Annotated in this window: 22 protein-coding genes; 11 read left to right on the forward strand and 11 right to left on the reverse strand. The window is 70.3% G+C overall.

The annotated features are described in order from the left end of the window. Positions 1–270 precede the first annotated feature (270 nt). Together ACTIGN_RS20210 and ACTIGN_RS20215 are read left to right on the forward strand one after the other, a co-directional pair. Positions 271–1203, forward strand: a complete 933-nt coding sequence (locus tag ACTIGN_RS20210; protein WP_439627144.1) for a hypothetical protein — start codon at positions 271–273, stop codon at positions 1201–1203. A gap of 162 nt (positions 1204–1365) precedes the next feature. After that, complete coding sequence (locus tag ACTIGN_RS20215; RefSeq protein WP_439627146.1) at positions 1366–2043, forward strand: Uma2 family endonuclease; 678 nt, start codon at positions 1366–1368, stop codon at positions 2041–2043. A gap of 81 nt (positions 2044–2124) precedes the next feature. On the opposite strand, the gene ACTIGN_RS20220 is transcribed toward ACTIGN_RS20215, so the two are convergent. After that, complete coding sequence (locus ACTIGN_RS20220; RefSeq protein ID WP_439627148.1) at positions 2125–2973, reverse strand: DUF1559 family PulG-like putative transporter; 849 nt, start codon at positions 2971–2973, stop codon at positions 2125–2127. 502 nt (positions 2974–3475) lie between these two features. Between ACTIGN_RS20220 and ACTIGN_RS20225 the strand changes: the two genes are divergently transcribed. Continuing rightward, on the forward strand, positions 3476–6151 hold the full coding sequence (locus ACTIGN_RS20225) for a c-type cytochrome domain-containing protein (protein ID WP_439627150.1): 2676 nt from the start codon (positions 3476–3478) through the stop codon (positions 6149–6151). A gap of 134 nt (positions 6152–6285) precedes the next feature. Here the strand turns inward: ACTIGN_RS20225 and ACTIGN_RS20230 are convergent, their stop codons facing one another. From ACTIGN_RS20230 to ACTIGN_RS20255, 6 genes are all read right to left on the reverse strand, one after another. Then, on the reverse strand, positions 6286–7374 hold the full coding sequence (locus ACTIGN_RS20230; RefSeq protein ID WP_439627152.1) for a potassium channel family protein: 1089 nt from the start codon (positions 7372–7374) through the stop codon (positions 6286–6288). Beyond that, positions 7371–8777: a hypothetical protein gene (locus tag ACTIGN_RS20235; protein WP_439627154.1), complete on the reverse strand. Its 1407-nt coding sequence runs from the start codon at positions 8775–8777 to the stop codon at positions 7371–7373. The genes ACTIGN_RS20230 and ACTIGN_RS20235 overlap by 4 nt, the downstream gene beginning before the upstream one ends. A 12-nt stretch (positions 8778–8789) precedes the next feature. Then, positions 8790–9503 (reverse strand): arginyltransferase, encoded by a 714-nt coding sequence (locus tag ACTIGN_RS20240; RefSeq protein WP_439627156.1) that lies wholly within the window; start codon positions 9501–9503, stop codon positions 8790–8792. 82 nt (positions 9504–9585) lie between these two features. Then, positions 9586–10452: a menaquinone biosynthesis family protein gene (locus ACTIGN_RS20245; protein WP_439627158.1), complete on the reverse strand. Its 867-nt coding sequence runs from the start codon at positions 10450–10452 to the stop codon at positions 9586–9588. A gap of 4 nt (positions 10453–10456) precedes the next feature. Beyond that, complete coding sequence (locus tag ACTIGN_RS20250) at positions 10457–11185, reverse strand: amino acid ABC transporter ATP-binding protein (RefSeq protein ID WP_439627160.1); 729 nt, start codon at positions 11183–11185, stop codon at positions 10457–10459. Next, on the reverse strand, positions 11182–12711 hold the full coding sequence (locus ACTIGN_RS20255; RefSeq protein ID WP_439627162.1) for an ABC transporter substrate-binding protein/permease: 1530 nt from the start codon (positions 12709–12711) through the stop codon (positions 11182–11184). The genes ACTIGN_RS20250 and ACTIGN_RS20255 overlap by 4 nt, the downstream gene beginning before the upstream one ends. Positions 12712–12788: 77 nt before the next feature. On the opposite strand from ACTIGN_RS20255, the gene ACTIGN_RS20260 reads away from it, so the two are divergent. Further along, on the forward strand, positions 12789–15359 hold the full coding sequence (locus tag ACTIGN_RS20260) for an ATP-dependent RNA helicase (RefSeq protein ID WP_439627164.1): 2571 nt from the start codon (positions 12789–12791) through the stop codon (positions 15357–15359). Between the two features lie 96 nt (positions 15360–15455). Here ACTIGN_RS20260 and ACTIGN_RS20265 read toward each other — a convergent pair whose 3' ends face one another. Beyond that, positions 15456–16265: a type VI secretion system accessory protein TagJ gene (locus ACTIGN_RS20265; RefSeq protein WP_439627166.1), complete on the reverse strand. Its 810-nt coding sequence runs from the start codon at positions 16263–16265 to the stop codon at positions 15456–15458. A 75-nt stretch (positions 16266–16340) separates the two neighbouring features. On the opposite strand from ACTIGN_RS20265, the gene ACTIGN_RS20270 reads away from it, so the two are divergent. Both ACTIGN_RS20270 and ACTIGN_RS20275 read left to right on the forward strand, forming a co-directional pair. Continuing rightward, on the forward strand, positions 16341–17402 hold the full coding sequence (locus ACTIGN_RS20270; protein WP_439627168.1) for a Gfo/Idh/MocA family protein: 1062 nt from the start codon (positions 16341–16343) through the stop codon (positions 17400–17402). Beyond that, a complete protein-coding gene (locus ACTIGN_RS20275) occupies positions 17399–17914 on the forward strand; it encodes a dual specificity protein phosphatase family protein (protein WP_439627170.1) in 516 nt (171 codons plus the stop codon). Before ACTIGN_RS20270 ends, ACTIGN_RS20275 begins: the two co-directional genes overlap by 4 nt. A 79-nt stretch (positions 17915–17993) precedes the next feature. Here ACTIGN_RS20275 and ACTIGN_RS20280 read toward each other — a convergent pair whose 3' ends face one another. Together ACTIGN_RS20280 and ACTIGN_RS20285 are read right to left on the reverse strand one after the other, a co-directional pair. Beyond that, a complete protein-coding gene (locus ACTIGN_RS20280; protein ID WP_439627172.1) occupies positions 17994–18257 on the reverse strand; it encodes a hypothetical protein in 264 nt (87 codons plus the stop codon). Next, on the reverse strand, positions 18254–18517 hold the full coding sequence (locus ACTIGN_RS20285; RefSeq protein ID WP_439627173.1) for a hypothetical protein: 264 nt from the start codon (positions 18515–18517) through the stop codon (positions 18254–18256). Before ACTIGN_RS20285 ends, ACTIGN_RS20280 begins: the two co-directional genes overlap by 4 nt. 138 nt (positions 18518–18655) lie before the next feature. Between ACTIGN_RS20285 and ACTIGN_RS20290 the strand changes: the two genes are divergently transcribed. The 5 genes from ACTIGN_RS20290 (at position 18656) to ACTIGN_RS20310 (ending at position 23411) form a co-directional block, all read left to right on the forward strand. Next, on the forward strand, positions 18656–19645 hold the full coding sequence (locus tag ACTIGN_RS20290) for a lysophospholipid acyltransferase family protein (protein WP_439627175.1): 990 nt from the start codon (positions 18656–18658) through the stop codon (positions 19643–19645). Between the two features lie 202 nt (positions 19646–19847). Beyond that, positions 19848–20819 (forward strand): lysophospholipid acyltransferase family protein, encoded by a 972-nt coding sequence (locus ACTIGN_RS20295; RefSeq protein WP_439627177.1) that lies wholly within the window; start codon positions 19848–19850, stop codon positions 20817–20819. 171 nt (positions 20820–20990) lie between these two features. Next, the gene (locus ACTIGN_RS20300) at positions 20991–21860 is read left to right on the forward strand and encodes an alpha/beta hydrolase (RefSeq protein WP_439627179.1); all 870 of its coding nucleotides are present in this window, start codon (positions 20991–20993) and stop codon (positions 21858–21860) included. Positions 21861–21981: 121 nt separating this feature from the next. Beyond that, entirely contained in the window at positions 21982–22530 is a 549-nt protein-coding gene (locus ACTIGN_RS20305; protein WP_439627181.1) for a hypothetical protein, read from the forward strand. A gap of 89 nt (positions 22531–22619) precedes the next feature. Then, positions 22620–23411: an NIPSNAP family protein gene (locus ACTIGN_RS20310; protein ID WP_439627183.1), complete on the forward strand. Its 792-nt coding sequence runs from the start codon at positions 22620–22622 to the stop codon at positions 23409–23411. 165 nt (positions 23412–23576) lie between these two features. Here ACTIGN_RS20310 and ACTIGN_RS20315 read toward each other — a convergent pair whose 3' ends face one another. Next, a complete protein-coding gene (locus ACTIGN_RS20315; RefSeq protein ID WP_439627185.1) occupies positions 23577–25181 on the reverse strand; it encodes a xylulokinase in 1605 nt (534 codons plus the stop codon). Positions 25182–25198 lie beyond the last annotated feature (17 nt).

The raw sequence follows: 25198 nt of genomic DNA on the forward strand, positions 1-25198 counted from the left end.
TTTGGTTTGTAGGGGCCGCCCTCCGTGGCGGCCCGCGTGAGGCGAACGATTCAACCGAGCAGCCCCTGGCCTGTGAGACCCAACACAGGCCAGAGGCCTGTGCCACCGAACCGACCTCGTTCTGCTGCCTTTCGCGCGACGCACCTCGAAATCCCGGCCTCGTGTCGGCGAATCACAAAGTAGGGACGGCCCGCGAACCCGCGGCCTCCCGGGTGCCTCTCTCTTGCGGGGCGCACCCCTCACATCGGCACCACATCTCAGGAGCCTCGAATGGGCGGCACATGCTGGTCGGACGACGAGTACCACGAGCGCGCGGTGAGCCGGAAGAAGAGCGGCCGCGACGCCTTCGAGCACCACGAGGACATCCGCACCGGCCGCGTGCAGAGCGGCGTCCACCAGAAGATGAACCCCCGGGGCGTCATCGCCCGCGAGTCGCGGGACAGCGAGGCGCACCCCGAGAGCCACGCGGTCGCCGTGCTGTTCGACGTGACCGGGAGCATGCAGTCGGTGCCCCGCGTCCTGCAGCAGAACCTCCCGCGGCTCATGAACCTGCTGATCCGCAAGGGGTACCTCGCGCACCCGCAGATCATGGTCGGCGCGATCGGCGACGCGACGTGCGACCAGGCCCCGCTCCAGATCGGCCAGTTCGAGTCGGGCCTGGAGATCGAGGACGACCTCGCCAAGCTGTACCTCGAAGGGGGCGGCGGCGGGCACATCACCGAGTCGTACGAACTCGCGATGTACTTCATGGCGTGGCACACGGCCATCGACTGCTTCGAGAAGCGCGGCAAGAAGGGGTACCTGTTCGTGATCGGCGACGAGGCCCCGTACCCGAAGGTGAAGCACAAGGAGATCCGGGCCGTCATCGGCGACGGCATCCAGGCCGACCTGCCGCTCGAAGAGGTGATCGAGAAGCTCCAGCAGCGGTACGAGGTGTACTACATCATCCCGCGGATGACGAACCACTACGGGAACGCGGAGATCCGCAAGCGGTGGACGCACTACCTCGGGCAGAACGTGCTGAAGCTCGAGGACCCGGCCGGCATCTGCGAGCTGATCGCGTCGGTGATCGGCCTCACGGAAGAAAAGGTCGACCTGACCGAGGTGGAGTCGGACCTGCAGGAAGCCGGCGCGACGCCGACGGTGGTGCAGGCGGTGAGCGCGTCGGTCGCCCCCGTCGCGAGCAGCCGCGGCCGCAAGTAGGCGAGCGGGGTGCCCCACGATTTGGGGCGAACCCTGAGCGCCAGCGAGGGGGTAAGCGTCACCCCCTCGCTGGCGCTCAGGGTTCGCCCGTTTCCGCCGACCGCCCGGCGTTGTCCCCGTCCCGCGAACCGGGTACGCTGCACGCACTCGGGAGGGACCGCGATGCGTGCGAAGCGTGCGACCGCTGATTACGAAGCAATCGACGAACTCCTCACCCGCCTCGGGGGCGTCTCCCCGGAGCGGGTGCTCCTCGTTCCCACCCCCGGCACCGCCACGCCACGCGACGTCCTCCGACTCTACGAAAAGCACAAGCGGCTGTTCGAGTTGGTCGATGGCACCCTCGTGGAGAAGGGCATGGGACTCGGCGAATCGACGGTCGCTGCGGACCTCATCCAACTCCTCAAGAACTACTCGGACGCTCACGGCCGGGTCGGGATCGTGACCGGCGAGGCTGGCACGGTCAAGCTCCTTAAAAAGCTCGTGCGCATCCCCGACGTGTCCTTCATCCGCCGGGACCGGCTGCCGGGCGGCAAGGTGCCGAGCGAGCCGATCCCGGACCTCGCCCCGGACCTGTGCGTCGAGGTGCTGAGCAAGAAGAACACCCGCCTCGAAATGGAGCGGAAGCTCAAGGAGTACTTCCTCGCCGGCGTGCTGCTCGTGTGGTTCGTGGACCCGAAGCGCCGCACCGTCCGCGTGTTCACGTCGCCCGACGAGGTGACCGAACTCACCGCCGCCGACACCCTCGGCGGCGGCACCGTCCTCCCGGGGTTCGCGGTCCCCGTCAAGCGCCTGTTCGCCGACCTCGAAGACGCCCCGAAGCCGAAGCGCAGGAAGCGGTGAAGTGGGATCGCGAGCCGCACGAAACGAACGCGCCCGACGGGTCGGGTGGACCCGTCGGGCGGCGGTTCGGATCGTTTGCACTCACCAGTCGGCGCTGAAGGTCTCGCCGCCCCTGGGCGACAGTGCCGCCAGCCAGTTCGACGCTCCGTTGCTCGCGACGCCCGCACCGGTCGCGTAGGTCAGCACGCGGACGCTCCCGTCGGCCATGCTAATCAGGATGATCCCGCTCTGGGCGCTGCTCGGAACCGTCCCGACGCAACTCGCTTGCGGGGCCCCGAGGTTGCTGCTGACCAGGTCCGACGTGGGAATCGCGCCCGAGGGTGGGGGGGCTGTAACGGATTCGTACGCCGAAGTATCGACCAACACCCCGTACCAGGGGTTGAACGTTCCGCCGCAGTTCATCACCTTCTCGGCGAACATGACGGTGTTCGTGGTCCCGTCGCCGATCCCGTTCAGCTTCACCCTCGGGGTGAACACGTTCGGGTTCCACCCGTAGCTCGACATCGCCGCGTTCGTGACCGTCAGAACACCCGTCTTCGTCACCCCCAACAGGTCCGGCATGTCAACCGGCCCGCCGACGAACGTCGGTTGCGTGGCGTCGGCGGGGCTCACGAACGTCTTGATGACGTTCTCCCAGGGGTTCGTGGCGGTGGCGACGGACTGCTGCTCAATGTGCGGGAGCAACTGGAAGAACACGCCGCCGTTCGCGGCCCCGTTCGGGAGGACCGTGGTCTCGGGGGTCGTCGCCGCGAAGTTGTGTGCGGCCAGGGCCAGTTGCTTCAGGTTGTTGGTGCTGGACGCGCGGGCGGCGGCCTGGCGCACCTTCTGAACGGCGGGCAGGAGGAGGCCGATGAGGACCGCGATGATGGCGATCACCACCAGCAATTCGATGAGCGTGAACGCGGGGCGGAGGGGCGGCCGGAGACGCATGCGGTGAATCCTGTGGAGTCTGGGCGAATGATGAAACGACTCAACCGCCCAACGCAGTCGCTGTGCCGCGAATGTAACATGCCGCCGCGAGCGCGCGGCTCCGTGCGACGAAGTCCTGGAAATTTCAGCAGTTGCTCGCACGGCACCGCCAGCGGTGTGCGGTACCTGAACAGACGTGATCGCACAAATTCGCGGCGACAAGTGAACCAATCGAAGCACGCCGGCACGACCTTCGAGCAGCCGAACCAAGACGGGTTCGGGCCGAGACCGATGAGCCAGTGGCGGCCGCAGTCATGCCCCGCGTGGCTTCCATCGTGTGGCTTCCACCGTGTCGCCCGCTGTGGGCCGCCGCACGGTGGGGTGAAGACGCTGCAGTTCGGTCAACAGGTCGTTCGCGCCGAACCTCAGTTCTTTCCGTGATTGGGGGCGCTATGGCAATCGCTCGGAGCCGCGGTGTCGTCTGACTGGTAAGAGACTCCGCGCCCGCACGGGGACGATCGCTATGTCTGGTCGAACCTTCTCAATCGCCGCCGCGCTCGCCCTCACCCTCGTTGCGTCGCCCGCACTCGCGGCCGACAACAAGGAACTCGTCGCGAACGCACAGGCCGTTCTCAAGGCGCACTGCTACCGGTGCCACGGGCAGGACGGGGCGGTCGAGGGCGGGGTGAACTACGTCACCGATCTGGCCAAGCTCGTCGGCCGCAAGAAGGTCGTCGCCGGCGACCCGGCCGCCAGCCGCCTGTTCAAGCGGATCGACGATGGCACCATGCCGCCGCCCGGCGAGAAGGTCCGCCCGACGACCGAGGAAATCGAGGCAGTCAAGAAGTGGATCGCGGCCGGCGCGTCGACCGGCGACGCGGCCCCGACCCGCACGCTCGTCACCACCGGCGACGTCTACAACCACATCCTCGCCGACCTCGAAACGATGGACCGCCGCACCCGCCGGTTCCAGCGCTACTTCACCCTCGCGCACCTGCACAACGCCGGCCTGTCGGACGAGGAACTCCAGACCTACCGCAACGCGCTGAACAAGCTGACCAACAGCCTGTCGTGGGGCTCGAAGGTCGTGAATCCGGTCGCGGTGGACCCGCTGAAGACGGTGCTGCGGATCGACCTGCGGTGGTACGTCTGGGACGCGACCGTCTGGAACCGCATCCTCCAGGAGTACCCCTACGGCGTCCTCGAAGACACGACCGCGGCCCGCGCTGCGAGCGTGGGCACTTTAACGAAGGTGCCGGTGATCCGGGCCGACTGGTTCGTCGCCACCGCGAGCCGCGCGCCGCTGTACTACGACGTGCTGCAACTCCCCGCGAGCGTCACCGAGGTCGAGAAGTTGCTGCGGGTGGACGCGGTCGCCAACATCCAGCAGGAGCGGGTCGAGCGGGCCGCGTTCAACGGCAGCGGCATCTCGCGGTTCAACCGCATCCTGGAGCGCCACGACTCGGCGCACGGGATGTACTGGCGGACCTACGACTTCGACGAGCCGCCCGCGAACCTCGGCGACCGGCTCAACGGGAACCTCGTCCCGGACCCGCGGAACGTGTTCGCGTTCCCGCTCGGGCCGGCGGGGCTCGCCGAGTTCCCGTTCAAGCACGCCGGCGGCGAGGCGATCTTCGCACTGCCGAACGGCCTGCACGCCTACTACATCATGAACGCGAACAACAACCGGCTCGACAAGGCCCCGCAGGCGATCGTCAGCGACCCGAAGCGGCCCGACCGCGCCGTCGAGGCCGGGGTGTCGTGCATGTCGTGCCACGTCACCGGGATCATCCCGAAGGCCGACCAGGTGTTCGACCACCTCGCCAAGAACCCGAAGGCGTTCACCCGGGCCGAGGGCGACCTCATCAAGGCGCTCTACCCCGGCAAGGATGCTGTCATCAAATCGATGGAGGACGACGCCAAGAACTACGCGGTCGCGGTCGCGAAGACCGGCGCGCGGGTCTCGAAGTACGAGGCGGTTAGCACGATCACGCTGAAGTACGAGGCCGACCTCGACCTCGAAACCGCCGCGGCCGAGGTCGGGCTCACCCCGAACCAGCTCCGCGAGAAGATCGACACGTCCGAGACGCTCCGCAAGCACTTCGGGGCGCTGCGGGCGGCCGGCGGCACCGTGAGCCGGCAGATCTGGCTCCAGGCGTTCGGCGACCTGACCCGCGAACTGCGGCTCGGGACTCTCTTCTTGGCGAGCCTGAACGGCCCGACAACCGCCGACAACACCGGCGAACTCGACCCGCTCGAATCCCGCGACGGCACCGCGAACCAGATGGCGTTCACCGCCGACGGGCTGCGGGCGGTCGTCGCGTCGTCGGACCGGAGCGTGCGGCTGTGGGACGTCGAGGGCCGCCGGGCCGTGAAGCCGCTCGTCGGGCACACCGCCAGCGTGTGGTCGGTGGCGCTGTCGGCCGACGGCAAGTTCGCGATCAGCGGGAGCATGGACGGCACCGCCCGCGTGTGGGACCTGAACACCGGGCAGCAGGTGCAGAAGTACGCCGAGCACTCCGGCCTCGTGAGCGCCGTCGCGTTCAACCCGAACGGGAAGTGGGGCGTTTCCGGCGGGTTCGACGGCGTGGTCGCGGCGTGGAAGGTCGCCACCGGCGAGGAACTCTGGCGGCTGGAGAAGCAGGGCACCGTCACCGCAGTCGCCGTGGACCCGACCGGCGCGCACGTCTTCGTCGCGGCCAACCGCTCCGTTCACGTTCTGGAGTTGGCAACGGGGAAGCTCGTCCGCACGCACGGCAAGTTCCCCGCACCGGTCGTGAGCCTCGGCGTGAGCCCGAACGGGAAGTGGTACGCGGCGGGCAGCGACGACGGCACGACCCGCGTGTGGAAGCTCGGCGAGACCGCGGCCGACTTCACGCTCACCGGGCACACCGGGCCGGTGCGGTCGGTGGTCATCAAGGACGGGAAGTGGGTGCTGACCGGCGGGGCCGACGGCACGGTGCGGCTGTGGGACACGGCAGTGAAGGCGGCCCCGGCCGCGGTGTTCGGCAAGCACGGCCACCCGGTCGTGAGTGCGGCGTTCCTCGCCAACGGCACGCAGACGATCTCGGGCGACCGCGAACTGACGGTGCTGCCGTGGAAGGTGGACAAGTTCATGGGGCCGCGGCCGATGGTCCCGCCCGAGCGGGCCGACCACCCCATCGGCCCGCCCGACACGATCCCCTACGCGAAGCCGTGACCGGCGATGCGGAGCCCAGTGCTTCCGCACCGGGCTAAACACGCCGGCCCCGTCCGGGGCGGAAAACGAGGAATTCGGTCTTCACCCCCGTAGGGGGTCGGCGTTCGTAGCCGGGTGCGGAAGCACTGGGTTCGCTAACCCATTCCGCCCGGTGCCGTCGCGAGCTTCTCCAACTGCTCCAGGTGCCGGCGCTGGCCGAGGGCGATGAGGGTCGCGTCGGGCTCCATGACGGTGTCGAGCGGCGGGTTGTAGACCAGTTCCGCGTTCGGCCGCACGATGCCGACGACCAGGATGCCCAGGTCCGCGTGGACGCGGGAGTGCCGCAGCGACTGCCCGTCGAGCGCGCTGCCGGCGGCCACCTTCACCTCCTCGATCTGGAGGTCGAGGAACTCGGGCCGGGTCGCCAGCTCCATGAAGTGCAGCACCGCCGGCCGCAGCACCGCCTGCACCACCCGGTGCCCGCCCGCGAGGTACGGCGAGATGATCTTGTTGGCCCCGACCTTGCGGAGCTTCACCTCCGCGTCCTCCTCCTCGGCCCGCGCCACGATGAGCAGCTTGGGGTTCAGCAGCCGGGCGCTCAGGGTGATGTAAAGGTTGTCGGCGTCGGACCCCACGACCGTCACCAGGGCCCGCGCCCGCTCGATCCCGGCCTTCCGCAGCAACTCGTCGGTGGTCGCGTCGCCGTGGACCGGCAGGCCGTGCGAGTAGGGCAGGTCCTGGAGCAGTTCGGGCGACTTGTCGAGCAGCACGAACCACTTCTTCTGGCGGTCCAGTTCGGCGCACACGATCTTCCCCATGCGGCCGTACCCGCACACGATCAGGTGCCCGGTCAGGGTCGCGAGCTTGTCGTTCACCCACTGCCTCCCGATGGTCTGCCGCAGCTCGCCCGTCACCACCGACCGGACGAGTTCGGACGCGAAGTACGCCAGGGTGAAGATGCCGCTGTACGCGAGGACGACGGTGAACAGGCGGCCGGTGGTGGAGAGTTCGTGGAGTTCGCCGTACCCGATGGTCGTGAGCGTGATCGCGGTCATGTAGAAGCCGTCGAAGTACGACCACTGCGGCCCCTCGATCCAGCGGTAGCCGACCGAGCCGACGCCCAGGAGCAGCGCCGGGATCAGCACCGCGGCCCGCACCCGCCCGGGGATGTTCGTTTGCGCCCACCGGCGGGCGTGGCGGACCGAGCCGCGGACGCGCACGGCCCAGTGGCGGAAGCGCGTCATGCCCCGGCCCCCAGCGCCGCGGCGGCCTCGGCGCACCGCGCGAAGATCTGCTCGCGGCGCGTCGGGTTCGCGTACCGGCCGTGCTCCTCGGCCCACATGCGCGTTTGCTCGATGAGTTTCCGCAGTGCCGCCACCGCCTCGGGGTCACGCACAACGGGGCCGACCGCGACCGGCGGCGTGTGCGCGAACGCGCCGGCCGCGCTCAGACACCGCGCCGCGACCCACCCCGATTCGGGCGGCGGGCCGGTGAGTTCCGCACGGTAACCGTCGGCGCTCGACTCGGCCTTCGTGGACGCCACGGGGCGGCCGTTCGCGACGATCGCCAGTTCCTCGAACGGCGTCCGCGACCGCGCCGCCGCGCGGCACTCGGTGTCGGTCACCGCGAAGTCGAGGTGCGGGCCGGTCGTGGCGAACGCGCCGCCGCTGCGCACGGCCTCGACCCAGTTCGAGCCGGCCGGCACCTTCGCGACCGTTCGCGTCGCCCCGAGCGGGGTGCGGTTGCTGTCCTTGCCGCTGCCGCCGACGAGCGGCACCCGCACGCCCGCGTCCCAGAGCCGGTACACCCACGGGAGCAGCGGCACCTTCCGCGTGCCGGGGCTCAACTCGATCGCGTCGATCTTCCCGAGGACCGCTGCAACCAGCGATTCGCCGCCGTTGACGCCGCACGCCGGCTCGAACGCATCGACCCACACGACCAGCCCGCCCTTGCGGTGGCACTGGTCGCACCAGTCGCAGATGCCCCAGTCGTCGGATTCTTCGCCGCCGAACGCGAGCGGGAACACCGGCCGGTGCGAGTTCAGGAGCGCGACCTTCCCGAGCACCGGGTGCGTGTTCAGCGTGTTCACGACGACCGCCGTACCGTCGCGCTCCAGCGCCGCCGCCTGCCCGCTGAACGCCGTGAGGTTCGGCACGGTGGGGTACGCGGTGCCGTCGAGGCTCGGGTACGGCTGCTCGGTGGCGAGCAGGTTCACCACACCGAGCCCCTCCGCGGCGGCCTCCAGTAGCGCGTCGTGCGGCGCGAGGAAGTGGCCGCGGGTGTCCAGCGACACCCAGCCGTCGCCCGCCGCGCCGGCCCAGGCTTCCAGCGTGAACCGCAGCGAAATTTGGCCGGCCCCGAGCGTGACCGTCTCGTCGAGCGGAACGGCGTTCGGCCCCCGGGTCGCCTGGATGCGGAGCGGAACGCCGGCGGGGAGGGGGATCTCGCACGAGCCGTCGGTGTAGAACCACCGCTCGCCGCCGGGGAGCTTCACCCATCCGCCGACCACTTCGTTCCGGCCGATGGGGAACTCGGCGCACCGGCCGAGCGGCGCGAAGTGCGCCCCGGTCTCGGAGGTGACGCGGACGCGCGCCGGGGCGGGCCTGCCGGTGCGGCCGTCGTTGATGCGGAGGTGAACGTTGAGCATGAGGTCAGGATATCACTTCGCGAACGGCTGCCACCGGCCGTCGGGGGTGAGCACCTCGCTCGGGCGGAACCGGCCCTTGTACTCGAGCGACCGGCACCCGGCGACGTAGTACCCGAGGTAGACGTGCGGGAGGCCGCGGCGCGCCGCCTCGCGGATCACGCTGAGCACGTTAAACGTGCCGAGCGAGCGGTCGCGCTGGTCCGGGTCGTGGAAGAAGTAGATGGCCGAGAGCCCGTCGGGGATCAGATCGACGTACCCGACGCCGACGAGCTTGCCGTCCAAGCGGTAGCACCACTCTTCGGTGGGGATCGGGTTCTCGACGAACGACTCGGCGTACGCCGCGGCGGTCTCCGGCGCGTGGCGCGGCCACCCCTTGTCGGCGTGCTGGAACCGGTGGAACCGGTCGTACAGGTCGAGCTTCTCCTGGGTGACCGCCGGGGTGCGGATGAGGAGTTCGACCGCGCCGTCGTTGGCCGCGAGCGCCCGCCGCTGGCTCCGGTCCGGCTTGAACGTCGCGACCGGCACGCGGACCGACTTGCACTCGCTACACGCCTCGCACACGGGTCGGAACAGCGAGTGCCCGAACCGCCGCCACCCCTTGTTGAGCCGGTCGAGGTACTCGGCCGCGCTCAGTTCGGCGACGAACTCGTAGGTGATCTGCGCCTGCTCGTCCGGCAGGTACGAGCACGGGTGCGGCGGCGGGGTGTAGACGAGGAGCGAGACCATGCGCGGCGCGAGTGTGTGGTGTGGGCGTGGGTTCAGGATATCGCACCGCGGCCCGTTCCGGAACCCACCTCCCGCCCGCGAACTACTCCACGAACTCGACGGCGGTGGGGTTCGCGATGATGCCGGCCTTGTGGCCCGCGTCGAGCAGCGCCCGGATCGCCGCCCGGCCGCGGTCGCCGTAGTCGAGCGTCCAGTCGTTGACGTACATGCCGACGAACTTGTCCGCGAGCGCCACGTCCATGTCGCGGGCGTACTTGAGGGCGTAGGCGAGCGCCTCCTGGCGGTGGTCGAGCGCGTACTTGATGCTCTGCTTGATGAGGCGGCTGACCTCCTTCATCGTCGCCGCGCCCAGGTCCTTGCGAACCACGTTCCCGCCCAGCGGCAGCGGCAGCCCGGTCCGGTCCTGCCACCACACGCCCAGGTCGGTGACGAGGTGGAGCCCCTGGTTCTGGAACGTGAGCTGCCCCTCGTGGATGATGAGCCCCGCGTCGTACTTGCCCGCGGCGACGACCGGGATGATCTCGTCGAACGGCACCACGTCGAAGGTGAGCTTGTCCTTCGCGCCGATCGAGTCGAACAGCAGTTTGAGCGTGAGGAACGCGGTCGTGAGCGTGCCGGGCACGGCGATCCTCACGCCGGGCAGGTCGCCGACCGCCATCGGCTTGCGGGCGACGACCATCGGCCCGTACTTGTCGCCCATGCTGCACCCGGTCGGGAGCAGCGCGTACGTGTCGAGCAACTGGCTGTAGGCGTGGATGCTCACGGCCGTCACTTCGAGTTCGCCCTTCAGGGCGCGCCGGTTGAGCGTCTCGATGTCCTGCAGCTCGTGGACGAACTTCAGGTTCCCGGTCGCGACCTTGTCGTTGGCGAGCGCGTGGAACATGAAGGCGTCGTCGGGGTCGGGGCTGTGCCCGACGCGGATCACCTGGTGTGCGGTTGCGGTGGTCATGTGGTCACTCCATCGTCTCAACGGGGCCGCCGGGGGCGAACGCCTCGGCCGCCGGGCCGGTGTACGCGACGCGCCCGGCGTTCAGGACGTGTACGGTGTCGGCGATCCTCTTCACCGCGGGCAGGTCGTGCGACACGATCACCATCGCGGCCTGGAACTGCTCGTCGCCGGCCAGGTCGTCGATGACCTTCATCACCTCGGCCGCCATCTTCGGGTCGAGGGCACTCGTCGGCTCGTCGAACAGGATCGCCGCGGGGTTAACCGCAAGCGCCCGGGCGATCGCAACACGCTGCTGCTGGCCGCCCGAAAGTTGCGCCGGCTTCGCGTCGCCCTTCGCCGAGAGGCCGACGCGGTCGAGGAGCCTCATCGCCGCCGCCTCGGCCTCCTTCCGCGACTTCCCAAGCGCGTGAACCGGGCCGGCCGCGACGTTCTGCAGCGCCGTCATGTGCGGGAACAGGTTGAACGACTGGAACACCATGCCGACCGAGCGGCGCAGTTGCAGCAGCGCCGCCTTGGGGGCCGCCTGCCCCCCGGCGAGCGTCAGCGACTCGCCGATGGTGATGCTCCCCTCCTGGAACTCTTCCAGGCCGTTGATGCACCGGAGCAGCGTGCTTTTGCCGCTGCCGCTCGGCCCGACGATCGCCGCCACCTCGCCCTTGCGAACGGTGAGGGTCGCGCCGTCCAGAATGCGGGTCGGCCCGTGGTACTTCACCACGCTCGTGACGGTGATCATCGGTGGCCCCCCGCGGCGTTGGTTCCCATCCGCCGTTCGAGCCCGCGGGCCAGGAGCGACATCGGGTAGCTCATGAGCAGGTACAGCCCGGCGGTGACGAACGCCAGCTGCACGATGTAGTCGCGGTTGAAGTTGTACAGTTCGTTGTACTTCCGGGTCAGCTCGGTGATGAGGATGACGGAGCAGACCGACGTGTCCTTGAACAGCGCGATGAAGTCGTTCGTGACGGGCGGGATCACGACGCGCACGGCCTGCGGCACGATGACGACGCGGATGGCGGTGAGCGGGCTCATGCCGAGCGCCAGCGCCGCCTCCATCTGCCCCCTCGGGATCGACTGGATGCCGGCCCGGTAGTTCTCGGCCTCGTACGCCGAGTAGTTGATCGCGAGCCCGAGGATGCCGGCGTTGATCGGCGACAGCGCGAGGTGCGGGTCGATCTGCGGGAGCATGTAGAAGACGCAGTAGAGCTGGAGCAGAAGCGGCGTGCCGCGGAGCACCTCGACGTACAGGCCGAGGGGGACGCGGAGCCACGCCGGGCCGTACACGCGGCCGAGACCGACGAGCAGGCCGATGAGCATGGCGATCGGGAACGACACGACCGCGAGGTACACCGTCATCACGGCGGCCCGAAGCAACTCGCCAATCATCTGCCCCCAGTCGGCCTTGCCCGCCTTCGTCGCGCCCTCTTCGGCCGCGACCTTGAACGGCGGCCACGGCTGCTCGGTCCAGTACAGCAACCGCTCCTGGTCGTCGTTCCACAGCCCGTACTTCTCGTAGATCGTCTTCAGCGTGCCGTCCTTGATGCCCTTCTTGATCGCTGCGTTGAGTTGCTCGCGCAGGTCCTTGTCGGATGCCCGCGTGAGGATGACGTAGTACCCCGGCTGCCGCGGCTCGTCGCCCAGCACCAGATCCTTGCCGTGCTTGATGTAGTAGGTCGCGGCGGGGAGGTCTTGAACGGTCGCGTCGAGCCGCTTCTCCTCGACGAGCCCGACCACGGTCGCCACGTCCGGGTTGATCTTCAGGTCTATCGCGTTGCCGAACTCGTCCTTCAGGTACTCGTGCGCCGCCGACCCGCCGAGCACGCCGACGCTCCGCTTCTCGCCCTTCGCCTTCGCCCGCCTCAGGTCGCTCCAGCCCGCGATGTCGCCGGCGCTGTCCTTGTGGATCACGAGCCCGAGCCGGTAGACGTAGTACGGCACAGTGGACGGGTACGTCTTCTCCAGGTCTTCCCGGAGTTCGTAGCCGTTCAGGACGATGTCGATTCCGTTGGGGTCGCCGGCCGGCTTGCCGAGGAGCTCCGGGAGCTTGTCCCAGTCGCCGGTTACCATCTCGCTCGTGCGGCCGAGTTCCTTCGCGAGGTAATCGGCCAGCTCGACCTCGAAGCCGACGAACGCGTTGCCGTCCTTGTAGACGTAGGGCGCGCCGCCGGTCGGGTCGGTGCCCCACCGGAGCGGCTTCTTGTCCTGCGCGAGTGCGGGCGCGGCAACGAGCGCCGCGACGGCGGCGAGCAACCAGCGTGGGTTCACCGGCGACCTCCTGCGAGTGGGTGACGTGCGAAAGTGTACGACGGCCGCCCCACGAGGGCGACCGCTAAACTGATCCCATGCCCCGAGACCCGCTGCCGATCGACGCCGCCCTGCCGAACCTCCTCGCCGCGCTGCGGGCCGGCGGGGCCGCCGTGCTCCGCGCCCCGACCGGGGCCGGGAAGACGACCCGCGTTCCGCCGGCGCTCGTCGAATCCGGGCTCGCCGGGACCGGCCTCGTCATCATGCTGGAGCCGCGGCGCGTGGCGGCGCGTGCGGCGGCGCGGCGAATGGCGATCGAACACGGCTCGCCGCTCGGGGATGTTTACGGCTATCAAGTTCGCTTCGACCGCAAGGCCGGCAATCGAACGCGCGTACTCGTCGCAACGCCGGGCGTGCTTCTGCGCCGCTTGCACGACGACCCGTTCCTCGAAGGCGTCTCGTGCGTCGTCTTCGACGAGTTCCACGAACGCGGCCTCGACGTCGACCTCGCGCTCGGGCTGGTGCGGCTCGTCCGCGAGACCGTGCGGCCCGAACTCCAGGTCGTGGTGATGTCGGCCACGGTCGAGCCGGGGCCGGTGTCGGCGTACCTCGGCGGGTGCCCCGTCGTGGACAGCGCGGGCCGGTCGTTCCCGGTCGAGGTGAAGTACCGCCCGCGGCGCAGTGACACGGCGGTGTCACTCGCGGTCGCGGACGCGGTGCGCGAAGTGCTTGCCGAGACAACCGGCGATGTGCTCGCCTTCCTCCCGGGGCTCCGCGAGATCCGTCAAGCGGCGGACGATCTGGATCGGCTCGCCCGCGAGCAGGGGTTCGAGGTGCTGCCGCTGCACGGCGACCTGCCGCCCGAGCAGCAGGACCGGGCGCTCCAGAAGCTCGCCCGGCGGAAGGTGGTGCTGGCCACGAACGTCGCCGAAACGTCGGTGACGGTCGACGGCGTCACAGCAGTCGTCGATTCGGGGCTCGCCCGGCAGATGGAGTTCGAGCCCGGCGTCGGCATGGACCGACTCAAGCTCGGCCCGATCTCGCGGGCGTCGGCCGACCAGCGCGCCGGCCGCGCGGGGCGCACGCAACCGGGCATGTGCGTGCGGCTCTGGGACGAGGCGAGCCACCGCGGCCGGCCCGAGCAGACCGTCCCCGAGATTCGCCGCGTCGATCTGTGCGGGGCGGTGCTGCAACTCCTCGCCCTCGGCGAGTCGGCCGAGCGCTTCCCGTGGCTCGACGCGCCGCGGCCGGAGTCGCTCGCCGAATCGCTGCGGCTGCTGGAGCAACTCGGCATCACCGAGAATGGCGCGCTTGCGAAGATCGGCCGGGACGCGGCGGCGCTCCCGGTCCACCCGCGGCTCGGGCGGATGCTTGTCGAGGGGCAGCGGCTCGGGTGTGCAAGCCGTGCAGCGCTCGCGGCGGCGCTGCTCTCGGAGCGCGACCCGTTCCTGCGCGAGTTCGATTCCGGCCCGCCGACGCGCACCGCACCCGCGACCGTGTCCGACGTTCTCGACCGCGTGGAGGCGCTCGAAGCGTTCGAGGTGACGGGCCGGCTCGACGGGCCGCTCGGCCGGCTCCACCGCGGCGGCGCGCGTGCGGTGCTCGACGTCCGCGACCATCTGTCGAGGCTGGTGGCGAGCGGGGGGCGTCAGCCCCCCGAGGTTGGTGCTTCACGCACACTCGGGGGGCTGACGCCCCCCACTCGCCAGGATGAAGCGCTGCTCCGCTGCGTGTTCGCGGCGTACCCGGACCGGCTCGCGCGCCGCCGCGAGCCCGGTAGCACGAAGGCCGTCACCGTCGGCGGCCGCGGCGTGCGGCTCGCGCCGACTAGCGGCGTCGCGGAGCCGGAACTGTTCGTGTGCGTGGACGTGGACGCCGGCGGGGTCGATGCGTTCGTCCGGCTCGCGTCGGGCGTCGAGCGGGAGTGGCTGCCGCGCGACCGCGTCGTCACACGGGCCGAGGTGACGTTCGACGAACGCGCCGAGAAGCTCGTCGCCCGCAAGGTGACGCGGTTCGACGGGCTCGTGCTGGACGAGACCCCCGCACACATCGGCGACGAGGCCGAGGCCGCCCGCGTGATCGCCGCGGCCGCCGCCGAGCGCATCGAGAAGTGCCTGCCGCCGCCGGAGTCCGCGGCCGGGCGGTTCCGCACCCGCGTGCGGTGCCTGCGGGCCTGGGTGCCGGACCTGAACCTCCCGGCGTTCGACGCGGCCGACCTGCGCGAGGCGCTGGAATACTTCTGCCGCGGCCGGCGGTCGCTCGCCGACGTGCGGAACGGCCCGTGGCTCGACTTCCTCCGCGGGCAGCTCACCTACGACCAGTCGCGGGCGGTCGAGGCCGAAGCGCCCGAGCGGATCGAGGTGCCGAGCGGCAGCCTCATCGCCATCGAGTACGAGGAGGGCCGGCCGCCGGTGCTCGCGGCGCGCATCCAGGAGATGTTCGGGCTGGCCGAGACGCCGCGGGTCGCCCGCGGCCGGGTGAAGGTGCTGCTCCACCTGCTCGCGCCGAACCAGCGCCCGCAGCAGGTGACCGACGACCTCGCCAGCTTCTGGGCGAACGGCTACCCGCTCGTGCGGAAGGAGCTCCGCGGCCGCTACCCGAAGCACAGTTGGCCCGACGACCCGCTCAATGCCGAGGCCGTCCGCGGCGCGCGGTGGAAGCGGGAGTGAGGACTCAAGGAGGAACCCCGGTTTGTAGGGCCGGCTGTGCCGGCCGGAGCCGCCCAGAGGGCTCTGGTTCCGGCCGGCACAGCCGGCCCTACCGCGTCACAGCCCGAGGCGGCCGGCGGCGAAGCCCGTGCGGACCTCGATCATGCGGCACTCAGCCAGGGGCACCTCGTCCTCGTCGCCGACCAGCAGTAGCTTCCCGCCGACGCACCGGGTCGGGCCGTGGTCCGGGCAGATGTGGTCGGTCTCGGTGCCGAGCGCGAAGGCGTCGTCGGCGGCGTGCGACCGCGGGTACACGAGCGGCAGGTGCGCCTCGATTGCGGTGCCGTCGGCGAGTGTGATCGTGGCGGGCCGGTACAGTTGGTCGAGCAGCACGGCGGCCGGCGCGAGCGCCACCTTCCGCAGCGCTTCCCACGCGAACCACACGTACTCGCCGCCGACGAACGCTTCGAGCACCGAGGCGAACCGGTCGTCGGCGTCGCGCAGGCCGACGAACTCCTGGCCGTCCAGGAACCCGCGGAGTTCGGGCGCGACCGCGTCGGCCGCGTCGACGCACCGAACGGCGTCCTCGGGCCGGGCCTTGCGGAGCGCCTTCATCGCCAGCCAGCGGCGGCTCGCGTGCTTCGGGGCCGGCTCGGGGCGGATCTGCGGTTGGCGGCACTCCTCGGACCGCCGCCGCTCGGCCCGCAGGAGGCGGTGCAGCTCGCGCTCGGCCTCGGGCCACTCGGGCGCGTCCGAGCGAACCTCCGCGAGGTGCGAAGCGGCGTCGTCGAGGCGGCCGGCGAACGCGAGCAGGTCGACCAGCAGCCGCCGCGCGGCCGGGTCGCCGGGGGCCGCGGCAACGGCCGCCTCCTGGACCGCGACCGCGTCCGTGAGTCGGCCTTCGGCGAGTGCGTCGTGAACCGTCATGGGGGAAGTATACCGGGCACGACGCCGACGCCCGGTCCCGCCCCTACAATCTCCGTCACAGAAACGGAGCCCCCCATGCCCTCTCCCTTCGGGTTCGCGCTGGTCGGCTGCGGGATGATCGCCCGCTACCACGCGCGGGCCATCGCCGAGATCCCCGACGCCCGCGTCGCCGGGCTCGTCAGCCGCACCCCGGCCAACGCCCAGACGCTCGTCACCGAGACCGGAATCCCGGCGTGCCCGGTGTTCGCCACCGTCGAGGAGGCCGTGAGGGCCCCGGGGGTGGACGCGGTCGTCATCACCACCCCGAGCGGGGCGCACCTGGAGCCGGCGCTGGCGGCCGCGGCCGCGGGCAAGCACGTCGTCGTCGAGAAGCCGCTGGAGATCACCGGCCCGCGGTGCCAGCAGATCATCGACGCCTGCGACCGGGCCAAGGTGCAGCTCTGCACGATCTTCCCGAGCCGGTTCGCGGACTCGAACGTCACCCTCAAGGCCGCGGTGGACGCCGGCAAGTTCGGGCGGCTCACGCTCGGCGAGGCGTCGAACAAGTGGTGGCGGTCGCAGGCGTACTACGACGAGGGCGGGTGGAAGGGCACGCAGGCGCTCGACGGCGGCGGCGCGGTCATGAACCAGGCGATCCACAACGTGGACCTGCTCCTGTGGATGATGGGGCCGGCCGCGTCGGTGTGCGGGCTCACGGCCACCCTCGCCCACGAGCGGATCGAGGTCGAGGACACGGCCGTCGCCGCGATCCGGTTCCGCAGCGGGGCCCTGGGCCTGCTCACCGCGACGACGAGCGTTCACCCCGGGTACCCGAAGCAGATCGCGATCCACGGCGACAAGGGTTCGGCCGTCATCGAGCAGGAAGATGTGCTCAAGTGGGACTTCGAGCCGCCCACCCCGCAGGACGCCGAGGTGAAGGCGCGGTTCGCGGCGAAGGTGGGGGCGAGCGGCGGCGCGGCCGACCCGAAGTCGATCAACCACGAGGGCCACCGCCGGCAGCTCGCCGACTTCGTCGCCGCCGTCCGCGGGGGCCGGCTGCCCCGGGTGGACGGCCGCGAGGGGAAGCGGTCGGTGGAACTGATCTGCGCGATTTACGAGAGCAACCGAACGGGCAAGCTGGTGGAGCTGAAGTCGTGAACTACCAACCGAACAACAATCAGCCGGACGCCCCGCAACCGGCGGTCGCCCCCGAACCCGGGGCCGGGCGGCCCCAGCTCGACGCCGAGCGGCTGTACGAGATCGAGCCGGGGCTGTTCCAGGCGAGCAGCCTCGGCGCGTACCCGCCGGAGGGCGTCCACGTCGTCGTGAACGTGAGCGACCAGCCCAACGAGTTCCTGCCGGGGCACGAGCTGGTCGCGGTGCTGCACTTGCCGCTCGCCGACCACGCCTTCCCCGGCATCGACTGGCTGGAACTGGCGGTGGACATCCTCACCCGGTTCCGCCGCAAGAACCACACGGTGGTGGTCCACTGCGACTCGGCCGAGAGCCGCAGCACGCTGGTGCTCCTCGGGTACTTCATGCGCGAGCGGGCGTTCAACCTCGAAGAGGCGCTCAAGGACCTGCAATCGAAGAACCCCCACGCCGACCCGAACCACCGGTTCCTCACCGGCCTGGAGGAGTACGAGAAGAAGCTCGAAGGCGGCGCGTGAGTGGTGGTCCGCTGAGCGACGGGGTTGTCCACATGGTTTGCTGGGCCGCGTGACACTTCGGCCGCGTGACACCCTGCTTTCACGCTGCCGGGCCGGACCACCCCACTGCGACAACATAGGCCAGACCAATATCGACGTCCGCGACGAAGATGACCGCGAGGGGTGGGTCGAACAGGATCCGGAACTCGCCAGCCCGACTTTCTCCCTGAAGGTGGGCGTCGACCGACAACGTCTGGTCGATCCTCAACGATGCCGCATCGACCGCATCCGGGTCGGTCGCTGACGTCAAGAGGTCGAGGTATCGCGCGAGCGCGGCGCGAGTCCAGTTGACGATGAATTTCATGCTTTGCCCAACCGCTTACGGAACTCCGCGAGTGTCATTCCACCGGGTTCCGTGATTCGCTTACGGGCCTCCTCCAGCGTGAGCGTCGGTTCCCACGGGCAGAATGGCTCTGCAGCCTCGGGGGTCAACGTCCCCAGGCGGCGACCACCGGTTTCTTCGCGGAACTCCACCACTTTCCCTTCACCGATCAACACGGGAATGAGTTGTTCGGCGTCGGCCAATGTGCCGACCTTTTGGCCCCCTACGAAGAGCGCGACCATACATCACCTCCGGTTCGATTTCTCATTTTACCGTGTTTTCTGGCCCCGCATCTCATTCAAGATCCCCACAGCCCGTACCCGATGAATCCTGGTACCACTCGCCCGGAACCGTGGCGGCGGGGCCGCCGGGGAGGAGCCGTGGCCAGGAAGCCCAGGAACCGCACCCTCGATCTGGCGCTGTACCTCTACGTGCGGTTCGTGGTCTGCGTCGCGCAGGCGCTCCCCCCGGCCATTACGTATGTGCTCTCCGACGTGGTCGCGTGGATCGTGTACGCGGTCGCCGCGGGCCGGCGGCGGGTCGCCCGCGAGAACCTCGCGGCCGCGTTCCCCGAACTGGCCGACGACCGCGCCGCCATCGAGCGGATCGTCCGCGGGATGTTCCGGCACATCGTCCGGGCCGCCACCGAACTGATCCTCATCCCGCGGAAGCTCACCCTCGACACCTGGCGGCGGCACGTCGTGCTCCCCAACGGCGGGAAGATCCACGCCCCGCTGCTCGCCGACCGCGCCGCGTTCATCGTCACCGGGCACCTCGGCAACTGGGAACTCGCCGGCATCAGCCTCGGCCTGTTCGGGTACCACACGCACGCCATCGCCCGGCCGCAGGACAACCCGCACATCGAGCGGTTCCTCCGCCGGTTCCGGCAGTCGGCGGGGCAGGGGCTCATCGCCAAGAACGGCGAGTTCGACCAGCTCGCGGCGGTGATGCGGGCCGGCGGAAAGGTCGCCCTGCTCGCGGACCAGGACGCCGGCCCGCGGGGCGTGTTCGTGGACTTCTTCGGCCGCCCGGCCAGCACGCACAAGGCGATCGCGCTGCTCGCGATGCAGTACGACGCGGTGCTGGTCGTCACGAGCGTGACCCGCGAGCGGCGGGCCGACTTCGCCGCCGACCCGGGCCGCCCCCCCGCGGCGGGGCTGGAGCCGATGTTCTACGCGGTGACGTGCGAGGACGTGATCGACCCCCGGGACTACGCCGGGCTGGGCCGGCTGGCGGCCGTCCGCGAGATCACGCAGCGGTACACGGCGGCGCTGGAGCGGGCGATCCGCCGGCACCCCGAGCAGTACTTCTGGCTCCACCGCCGCTGGAAGACCCGCCTGACCGAGAAGCGCGCGGCCCGCGCCGCGTGACGCGCCGAGTCGCGTGTGTCCGTAACCGTTCTGTAGCCGGCCTCTGTGAGGCCGGGGTTGTGCGAATCCCCAAGCCCCGGCCTCACAGAGGCCGGCTACAGAGACACTTCGACGGGATTTGGCCCGCGCCGCGTGACGCGCCGAGTTGGGAGTGACACGCCCGGCGGCCCCGGGGTATGATCCGCGCGGGAGGAGCCCCGCCATGACCCGCGAGCGCCGAACCGCCGCCAAGCACTTTGTCACCTTCGCCGTCGTCCGCCTCGCCGTGTGCGTCGTCCAGGCGGTGCCGGCGGCGGTCGCGATGTGGGTCGCCGACGCGATCGCCTGGCTCCTGTACCGGTACATCCCGGCCCGCCGCCGGGTCGCGCTGGAGAACGTCCGCATCGCGTTCCCCGACATGGACGCGGACCGCCTCGTGCTGGCGATGTACCGGCACTTCATCCGCGCCGCGGTCGAGGCGCTGCTCATGCCGCGGAAGTTCCACCTCACGAACTGGCGGTCGTTCGCCGACCTGTACCCCGGCGCGCCGCTGCTCCCGCCCCTGCACGGCAACCGCCCGGCGCTGCTGGTCACCGCCCACTTCGGCAACTGGGAACTCGCCGGCTACCTGCTCGGGGTGGTCGGGTTCAAGACGCACGCCATCGCCCGGGTGCTCGACAACCCGTACCTGGAGCGGTACGTGGTGCGGATGCGGAAGACGACCGGGCAGAAGATCATCGCCAAGAAGGACGACTTCGACCGCCTCACGGCCGTCCTGAGGGCCGGGGGGAAGGTGGCGACGCTCGCGGACCAGGACGCCGGCCCGCGGGGGCTGTTCGTGGACTTCTTCGGCCGCCCGGCGAGCACCCACAAGGCCGTCGCGTTGATGGCGATCGAGTTCGACGCGGTCATGGCCGTGATCGGCGTGCCCCGGGTGTCGCGCGCCGGTCGGGCGGCGCTGCCGGGCCGCCCCGGGATGGAGGGGACGTTCTACGCGGTCGAGGTGGAAGACATCATCGACCCGCGGGACTACGCGGACCGGCCCGACGCGGTGAAGGCGATCACGCAGCGGTACACGGCGGCACTGGAGCGGCTCATCCGCCGGCACCCGGAACAATACTTCTGGCTCCACCGCCGCTGGAAGCACCAGCCCAAGGCCCGCGAGAAGCCGAAGCCGGCCGCCGCCGCAGCGTGAGCGGGCTTGGTGGGGCAGGCATTCTTGCCTGCCTCCCGTCACGACACGGGGCAGGCAAGAATGCCTGCCCCACCAGATTGCACATCCCACCCGCACCGTTGCCGGTCGCACGCCGGCGCGTTACCCTCTGGCTGTGCCCGCCCTCCCGCTGCCACCACAGGGTTCCCCCCGATGCGCCCCCTCTCGCTCGCCGCGCTCGCGCTGCTGCTCGCCGCCGCGCTCCGCCCCGCACCCGCACTCGACGACTACACCCTCGGGCCGGACTCGTTCCCCAAGCCGGACGTGCCGAAGGGCAAGGTGACGCCGTTCAAGTGGACCAGCCCGAAGGTCTACGAGGGCACCGAGCGTGACTGCTGGCTGTACGTCCCGGCCCAGTACGATGGGAAGACCCCCGCGTGCGTCATGGTGTTCCAGGACGGCGGCGGGTACGTCGGCGAGAAAGGCCAGTTCCGCGTGCCGGTCGTGTTCGACAACCTGATCCACGCCAAGGAAATGCCGGCCACCGTTGGGATCTTCCTGAACCCGGGCACGTTCCCGAACCCGGGCGGGAAGGGCGGCCGGTCGAACCGCAGCTTCGAGTACGACACACCGTCGAACCAGTACGTCACGTTCCTCGAAAAGGAGATCTTCCCCGAGGTGGCGAAGACCGTGAGGCTCCGCGAGGACGCGGCCGGCCGGGCGATCTGCGGCATCAGCAGCGGCGGCATCTGCGCCTTCACCGCGGCGTGGGAGCGGCCCGACCTCTTCAGCAAGGTGCTGTCGCACATCGGCAGCTTCACGAACATCCGCGGCGGCGACGTGTACCCCGGGCTGATCCGCAAGACCGAGAAGAAGCCGATCCGCGTGTACCTCCAGGACGGCGTCAACGACCTCGACAACCTGCACGGGAACTGGCCGCAGGCGAACCTCGCGATGGCCGCGTCGCTGAAGTACATGGACTACGACTACAAGTTGGTGATGGGCGACGGTCCGCACGGCGGGCGGCACGGCGGCGCGCTGCTGCCCGACTCGCTCCGGTGGCTGTGGCGCGACACGAAGTGATGCACGGTAGGCGACTCGCTCCGCGAGTCGCGCCCCGGCGCGACGGAGTTGACCGGCGCGCTGCGGAGCGCGTCCGGTGTCGCTCGCGGAGCGAGCGACCTACTTTCCCCGGGAGATCCCCATGACCCGCTCGCTTACTGTTGTCGCGCTGTTCGCGTTCGCCCCCGCAACACGCGCCCAGGACATGCCGCTGGCGCAGATCCTCATCCCGGGCGAGGGCTGGAAGAAGGTCGAGGGCGCGACCCGGCCCAAGCCCGCCGCGCCCACGGTGCTCGGCGGCGACGCCGCGCCGTGGAAGACCGCCGTGGTGCGGTCGGCCGACGGCAGCACCGTGTACGTCGGGTTCAGCAAGGGGCAATTCCTGCACGCCCACGCTCTCACCAAAGACGGCGCGCTCGACCAGGGCCACCCCTACGCCCCGCTGCGGTTGAAGACCGGCACGAAGGATATCGCCGTGTCCGGCCTCGCCGCCGACCGGGACGGCCGCATCTACGCCGCCACCGAGATCGGCGTCCAGGTGTTCGACCCGACCGGCCGCATGTGCGGGGTGCTTACCCCCGCGGCCGCGGGGACGCCCGAAGCGCTCGCCTTCGAGGGCGACCAGCTCACCCTCTGGGTCGGCGACACGAAGTACACCCGCACGCTCCGCACCGCCGGGGCAAGGCCGTAGGCGGCAGGCAAGAATGCCTGCCCCACCCAGCAGACCCCAGCAAACAGTGGGGCAGGCATTCTTGCCTGCCCCCGCACCCAGGAGTTCCCATGCGTTCCACGCTGTTCGCGTTCGCTGCCGCCACGGTCGCGCTGGCCGCCGGCCGGTCCGACACCCCCACCGCCTCGGCCGCCGAGAAGGAGAGCACGATTTACGAGATGCGCGTGTACTATGCCGCGCCGGGCAAGCTCGACGCCCTCCACGCCCGGTTCAAGAACCACACGATGAAGCTGTTCGAGAAGCACGGGCTCACGAACGTCGGGTACTTCGTGCCGGTCGGCGAGAACAAGGACAACAAGCTCGTGTACTGGGTCTCGGCCCCGAGCAAGGAGGCCCGCGACAAGGCGTTCAAGGACTTCGGGTCCGACCCCGAGTGGAAGAAGGCCGCGGCCGAGAGCGAGAAGGACGGCAAGCTCGTCGCGAAGATCGAGTCCACGTTCCTCGCCGCCACCGACTACTCGCCGCCCCTGAAGCTGGCCCAGAGCAACGACGGCCGCGTGTTCGAGCTGCGGACGTACACCGCCACGAAGGGCAACCTCGGCCACCTCAACGACCGGTTCAAGAACCACACGATCAAGCTGTTCGAGAAGCACGGGATGACCAACTTCGTCTACTGGAACGTGCTGAAGGGGCAGAAGGGCGACGACGTGATGTTGGTGTACCTGCTCTCGCACAAGAGCCCGGACGACGCGAAGAAGTCGTTCGAGGCGTTCCGCGCCGACCCGGACTGGCTCGCGGCCCGCAAGGCGAGCGAGGAGAAGGGCGGCGGCAGCCTGACCGAGGCGAAGGGCGGCGTCGTGAGCGAGTTCCTCAAGCCGACCGACTACTCGCCGCTGAAGTGACGTGACTCATGGCGAGCGGGGGGCGTGAGCCCCCCGGTGGTTTGAGTCGTTCGCCTCACGCGGGCCGCCACGGAGGGCGGCCCCTACAAACCAAACGCGAACCTTCTGGTAGGGGCCGCCCTCCGTGGCGGCCCGCCAACGCGCCACACAATTCTTGAATGTTCGTTACCCCCGCATCTGCTTCTCGAAGTCGGTCAGGCCTGCCTGGTACGCGGCGACCCACGCGGCCTCGGGCGCGACGCGGTCCTTGAACCGCACCATCGCTGCTACCGCGTCGGCCGCGGTGAACGGGTCGGCGATGCGGGCCGCCTGCCGGGCGTTGGCCTCGGCCCCCGCCACCGCCGCGACCGCCGCGCCAAGTGCCGAGCCCTCGTCCGACACGAGCCGCTCCAACGGTCGGTTCAGCACGCTCGCCAGGATCTTCACCATCAGGTCGTTCTTCGCGATCCCGCCCGACACGCTCACCCGTGTGACCTGCTGCCCGGCCGCCTCGTGCGCCTTCACGCCCAGTGCGATGAGGTACGCGATCGCCTCGAAGCTCGCCCGCACCCGCACCCCGACCGCGTCGGCACCGGGCTCCGCCGGCGACCACTTGAACCGCGGCTGGGCCACGCCGAGCGACGGCTCCGACAGCAGGAACGGCAGCACCGACACCCCGCCGCACCGCGGCTCGACCCTGGCGGCCGCTTCGGTGAGCGCCCCCCACTCGGCCCCGGTGCGGTTCGGCCCGACGACGCGGTCGAGGAACTGCGCCCCGTTCGAGTAGCACCGCATCCAGAGGTACGGCCCCCAGTTCAGCTTCATCGCGTCGAGGTTGTTCGCGGTCGGCAGGTCCGCGGACGACGAGTTCACGACGGCCGAGTTGCCGAGGATGATCGCCACCTGCCCGGCGTCCACGGCCCCGCCGCCGATGAGCCCCGCGGCCTGGTCGTCGAGCGTCGGGTACACCGCGGGCCGCACCCCCGGCGGCAGGCCGGCGTCGAGCGCGAGGTGCTCGGCGACGCGGCCCAGCGGCGCGTTCATGTCCACGATCTTCGGCAGCGAGCCCCACGCGATCTCGCGGTACTCCGGGGGCAGCGCGTCGAGCATCTCGCGCCGCCACTCGTTGGTGCGGAGGTTCATGATCCCGGTCGATGCGGAGCACGAGACCGACGCCGCGCCCCACCGGTCGGTGAGGTACGCCGCGGCCAGCGCGCCGTGCATCAGCACCCACTTCGTCCGCTCCCAGTCGGCCCGCGCGAGCAGCGAGTCGGGCTTCCCGGCCGGCGTGTGCGAGTCCTTCACGAGGTGCGAGAGCGAGTACCGCACGGCCCACGGGCCGCCGGTGAGTTCGACCGCCCGCTCCTGGCCCCCGAGGCGGCTCAAGCCCTCGGCGTGGTAGTCGGCGAGCGTCTGGTCGTTCCAGCAGTACAGGCGGCGCACCGGATTGTGCCGCGAATCGACGCGGCCGGCGGTGTGGTGCGTGGCGGAGATGCCGGCGACGTGCCAGTCGTTCAGGCGGCCGATGCCGGCGAGTTCCGCGGCGATCGCCCGCGTCGCGGCCCGCACCTGCCCTTCGAGGAACAGCGCGCTGATCTCGCGGTTCCCGGTGTCGCGGACGAGCTTCGGGTCGTCGGTCGCGGCGTGGTCGGTCCACAGGTCCGTGGGCAGCCGCGTCGAGGCGACGGTGTTGCCCCGGAGGTCGAAGGCCAGCGCCTTCGCGCCGCCGGTGCTGAAGTCGAACCCGACGACGAGCGCGCTCGGCGGCAGGCAGCGGATCGGTTGTGACATGGGTTGGCCCCGGAGAG

Source organism: Gemmata sp., from assembly GCF_051859125.1.
GTDB lineage: Bacteria > Planctomycetota > Planctomycetia > Gemmatales > Gemmataceae > Gemmata.

Coding starts and splice junctions, on each gene's coding strand:
- ACTIGN_RS20210 (WP_439627144.1), top strand. CDS start 271: ATGGGCGGCACATGCTGGTCGGACGACGAGTACCACGAGCGCGCGGTG.
- ACTIGN_RS20215 (WP_439627146.1), top strand. CDS start 1,366: ATGCGTGCGAAGCGTGCGACCGCTGATTACGAAGCAATCGACGAACTC.
- ACTIGN_RS20220 (WP_439627148.1), bottom strand. CDS start 2,973: ATGCGTCTCCGGCCGCCCCTCCGCCCCGCGTTCACGCTCATCGAATTG.
- ACTIGN_RS20225 (WP_439627150.1), top strand. CDS start 3,476: ATGTCTGGTCGAACCTTCTCAATCGCCGCCGCGCTCGCCCTCACCCTC.
- ACTIGN_RS20230 (WP_439627152.1), bottom strand. CDS start 7,374: ATGACGCGCTTCCGCCACTGGGCCGTGCGCGTCCGCGGCTCGGTCCGC.
- ACTIGN_RS20235 (WP_439627154.1), bottom strand. CDS start 8,777: ATGCTCAACGTTCACCTCCGCATCAACGACGGCCGCACCGGCAGGCCC.
- ACTIGN_RS20240 (WP_439627156.1), bottom strand. CDS start 9,503: ATGGTCTCGCTCCTCGTCTACACCCCGCCGCCGCACCCGTGCTCGTAC.
- ACTIGN_RS20245 (WP_439627158.1), bottom strand. CDS start 10,452: ATGACCACCGCAACCGCACACCAGGTGATCCGCGTCGGGCACAGCCCC.
- ACTIGN_RS20250 (WP_439627160.1), bottom strand. CDS start 11,185: ATGATCACCGTCACGAGCGTGGTGAAGTACCACGGGCCGACCCGCATT.
- ACTIGN_RS20260 (WP_439627164.1), top strand. CDS start 12,789: ATGCCCCGAGACCCGCTGCCGATCGACGCCGCCCTGCCGAACCTCCTC.
- ACTIGN_RS20265 (WP_439627166.1), bottom strand. CDS start 16,265: ATGACGGTTCACGACGCACTCGCCGAAGGCCGACTCACGGACGCGGTC.
- ACTIGN_RS20270 (WP_439627168.1), top strand. CDS start 16,341: ATGCCCTCTCCCTTCGGGTTCGCGCTGGTCGGCTGCGGGATGATCGCC.
- ACTIGN_RS20280 (WP_439627172.1), bottom strand. CDS start 18,257: ATGAAATTCATCGTCAACTGGACTCGCGCCGCGCTCGCGCGATACCTC.
- ACTIGN_RS20285 (WP_439627173.1), bottom strand. CDS start 18,517: ATGGTCGCGCTCTTCGTAGGGGGCCAAAAGGTCGGCACATTGGCCGAC.
- ACTIGN_RS20295 (WP_439627177.1), top strand. CDS start 19,848: ATGACCCGCGAGCGCCGAACCGCCGCCAAGCACTTTGTCACCTTCGCC.
- ACTIGN_RS20300 (WP_439627179.1), top strand. CDS start 20,991: ATGCGCCCCCTCTCGCTCGCCGCGCTCGCGCTGCTGCTCGCCGCCGCG.
- ACTIGN_RS20305 (WP_439627181.1), top strand. CDS start 21,982: ATGACCCGCTCGCTTACTGTTGTCGCGCTGTTCGCGTTCGCCCCCGCA.
- ACTIGN_RS20310 (WP_439627183.1), top strand. CDS start 22,620: ATGCGTTCCACGCTGTTCGCGTTCGCTGCCGCCACGGTCGCGCTGGCC.
- ACTIGN_RS20315 (WP_439627185.1), bottom strand. CDS start 25,181: ATGTCACAACCGATCCGCTGCCTGCCGCCGAGCGCGCTCGTCGTCGGG.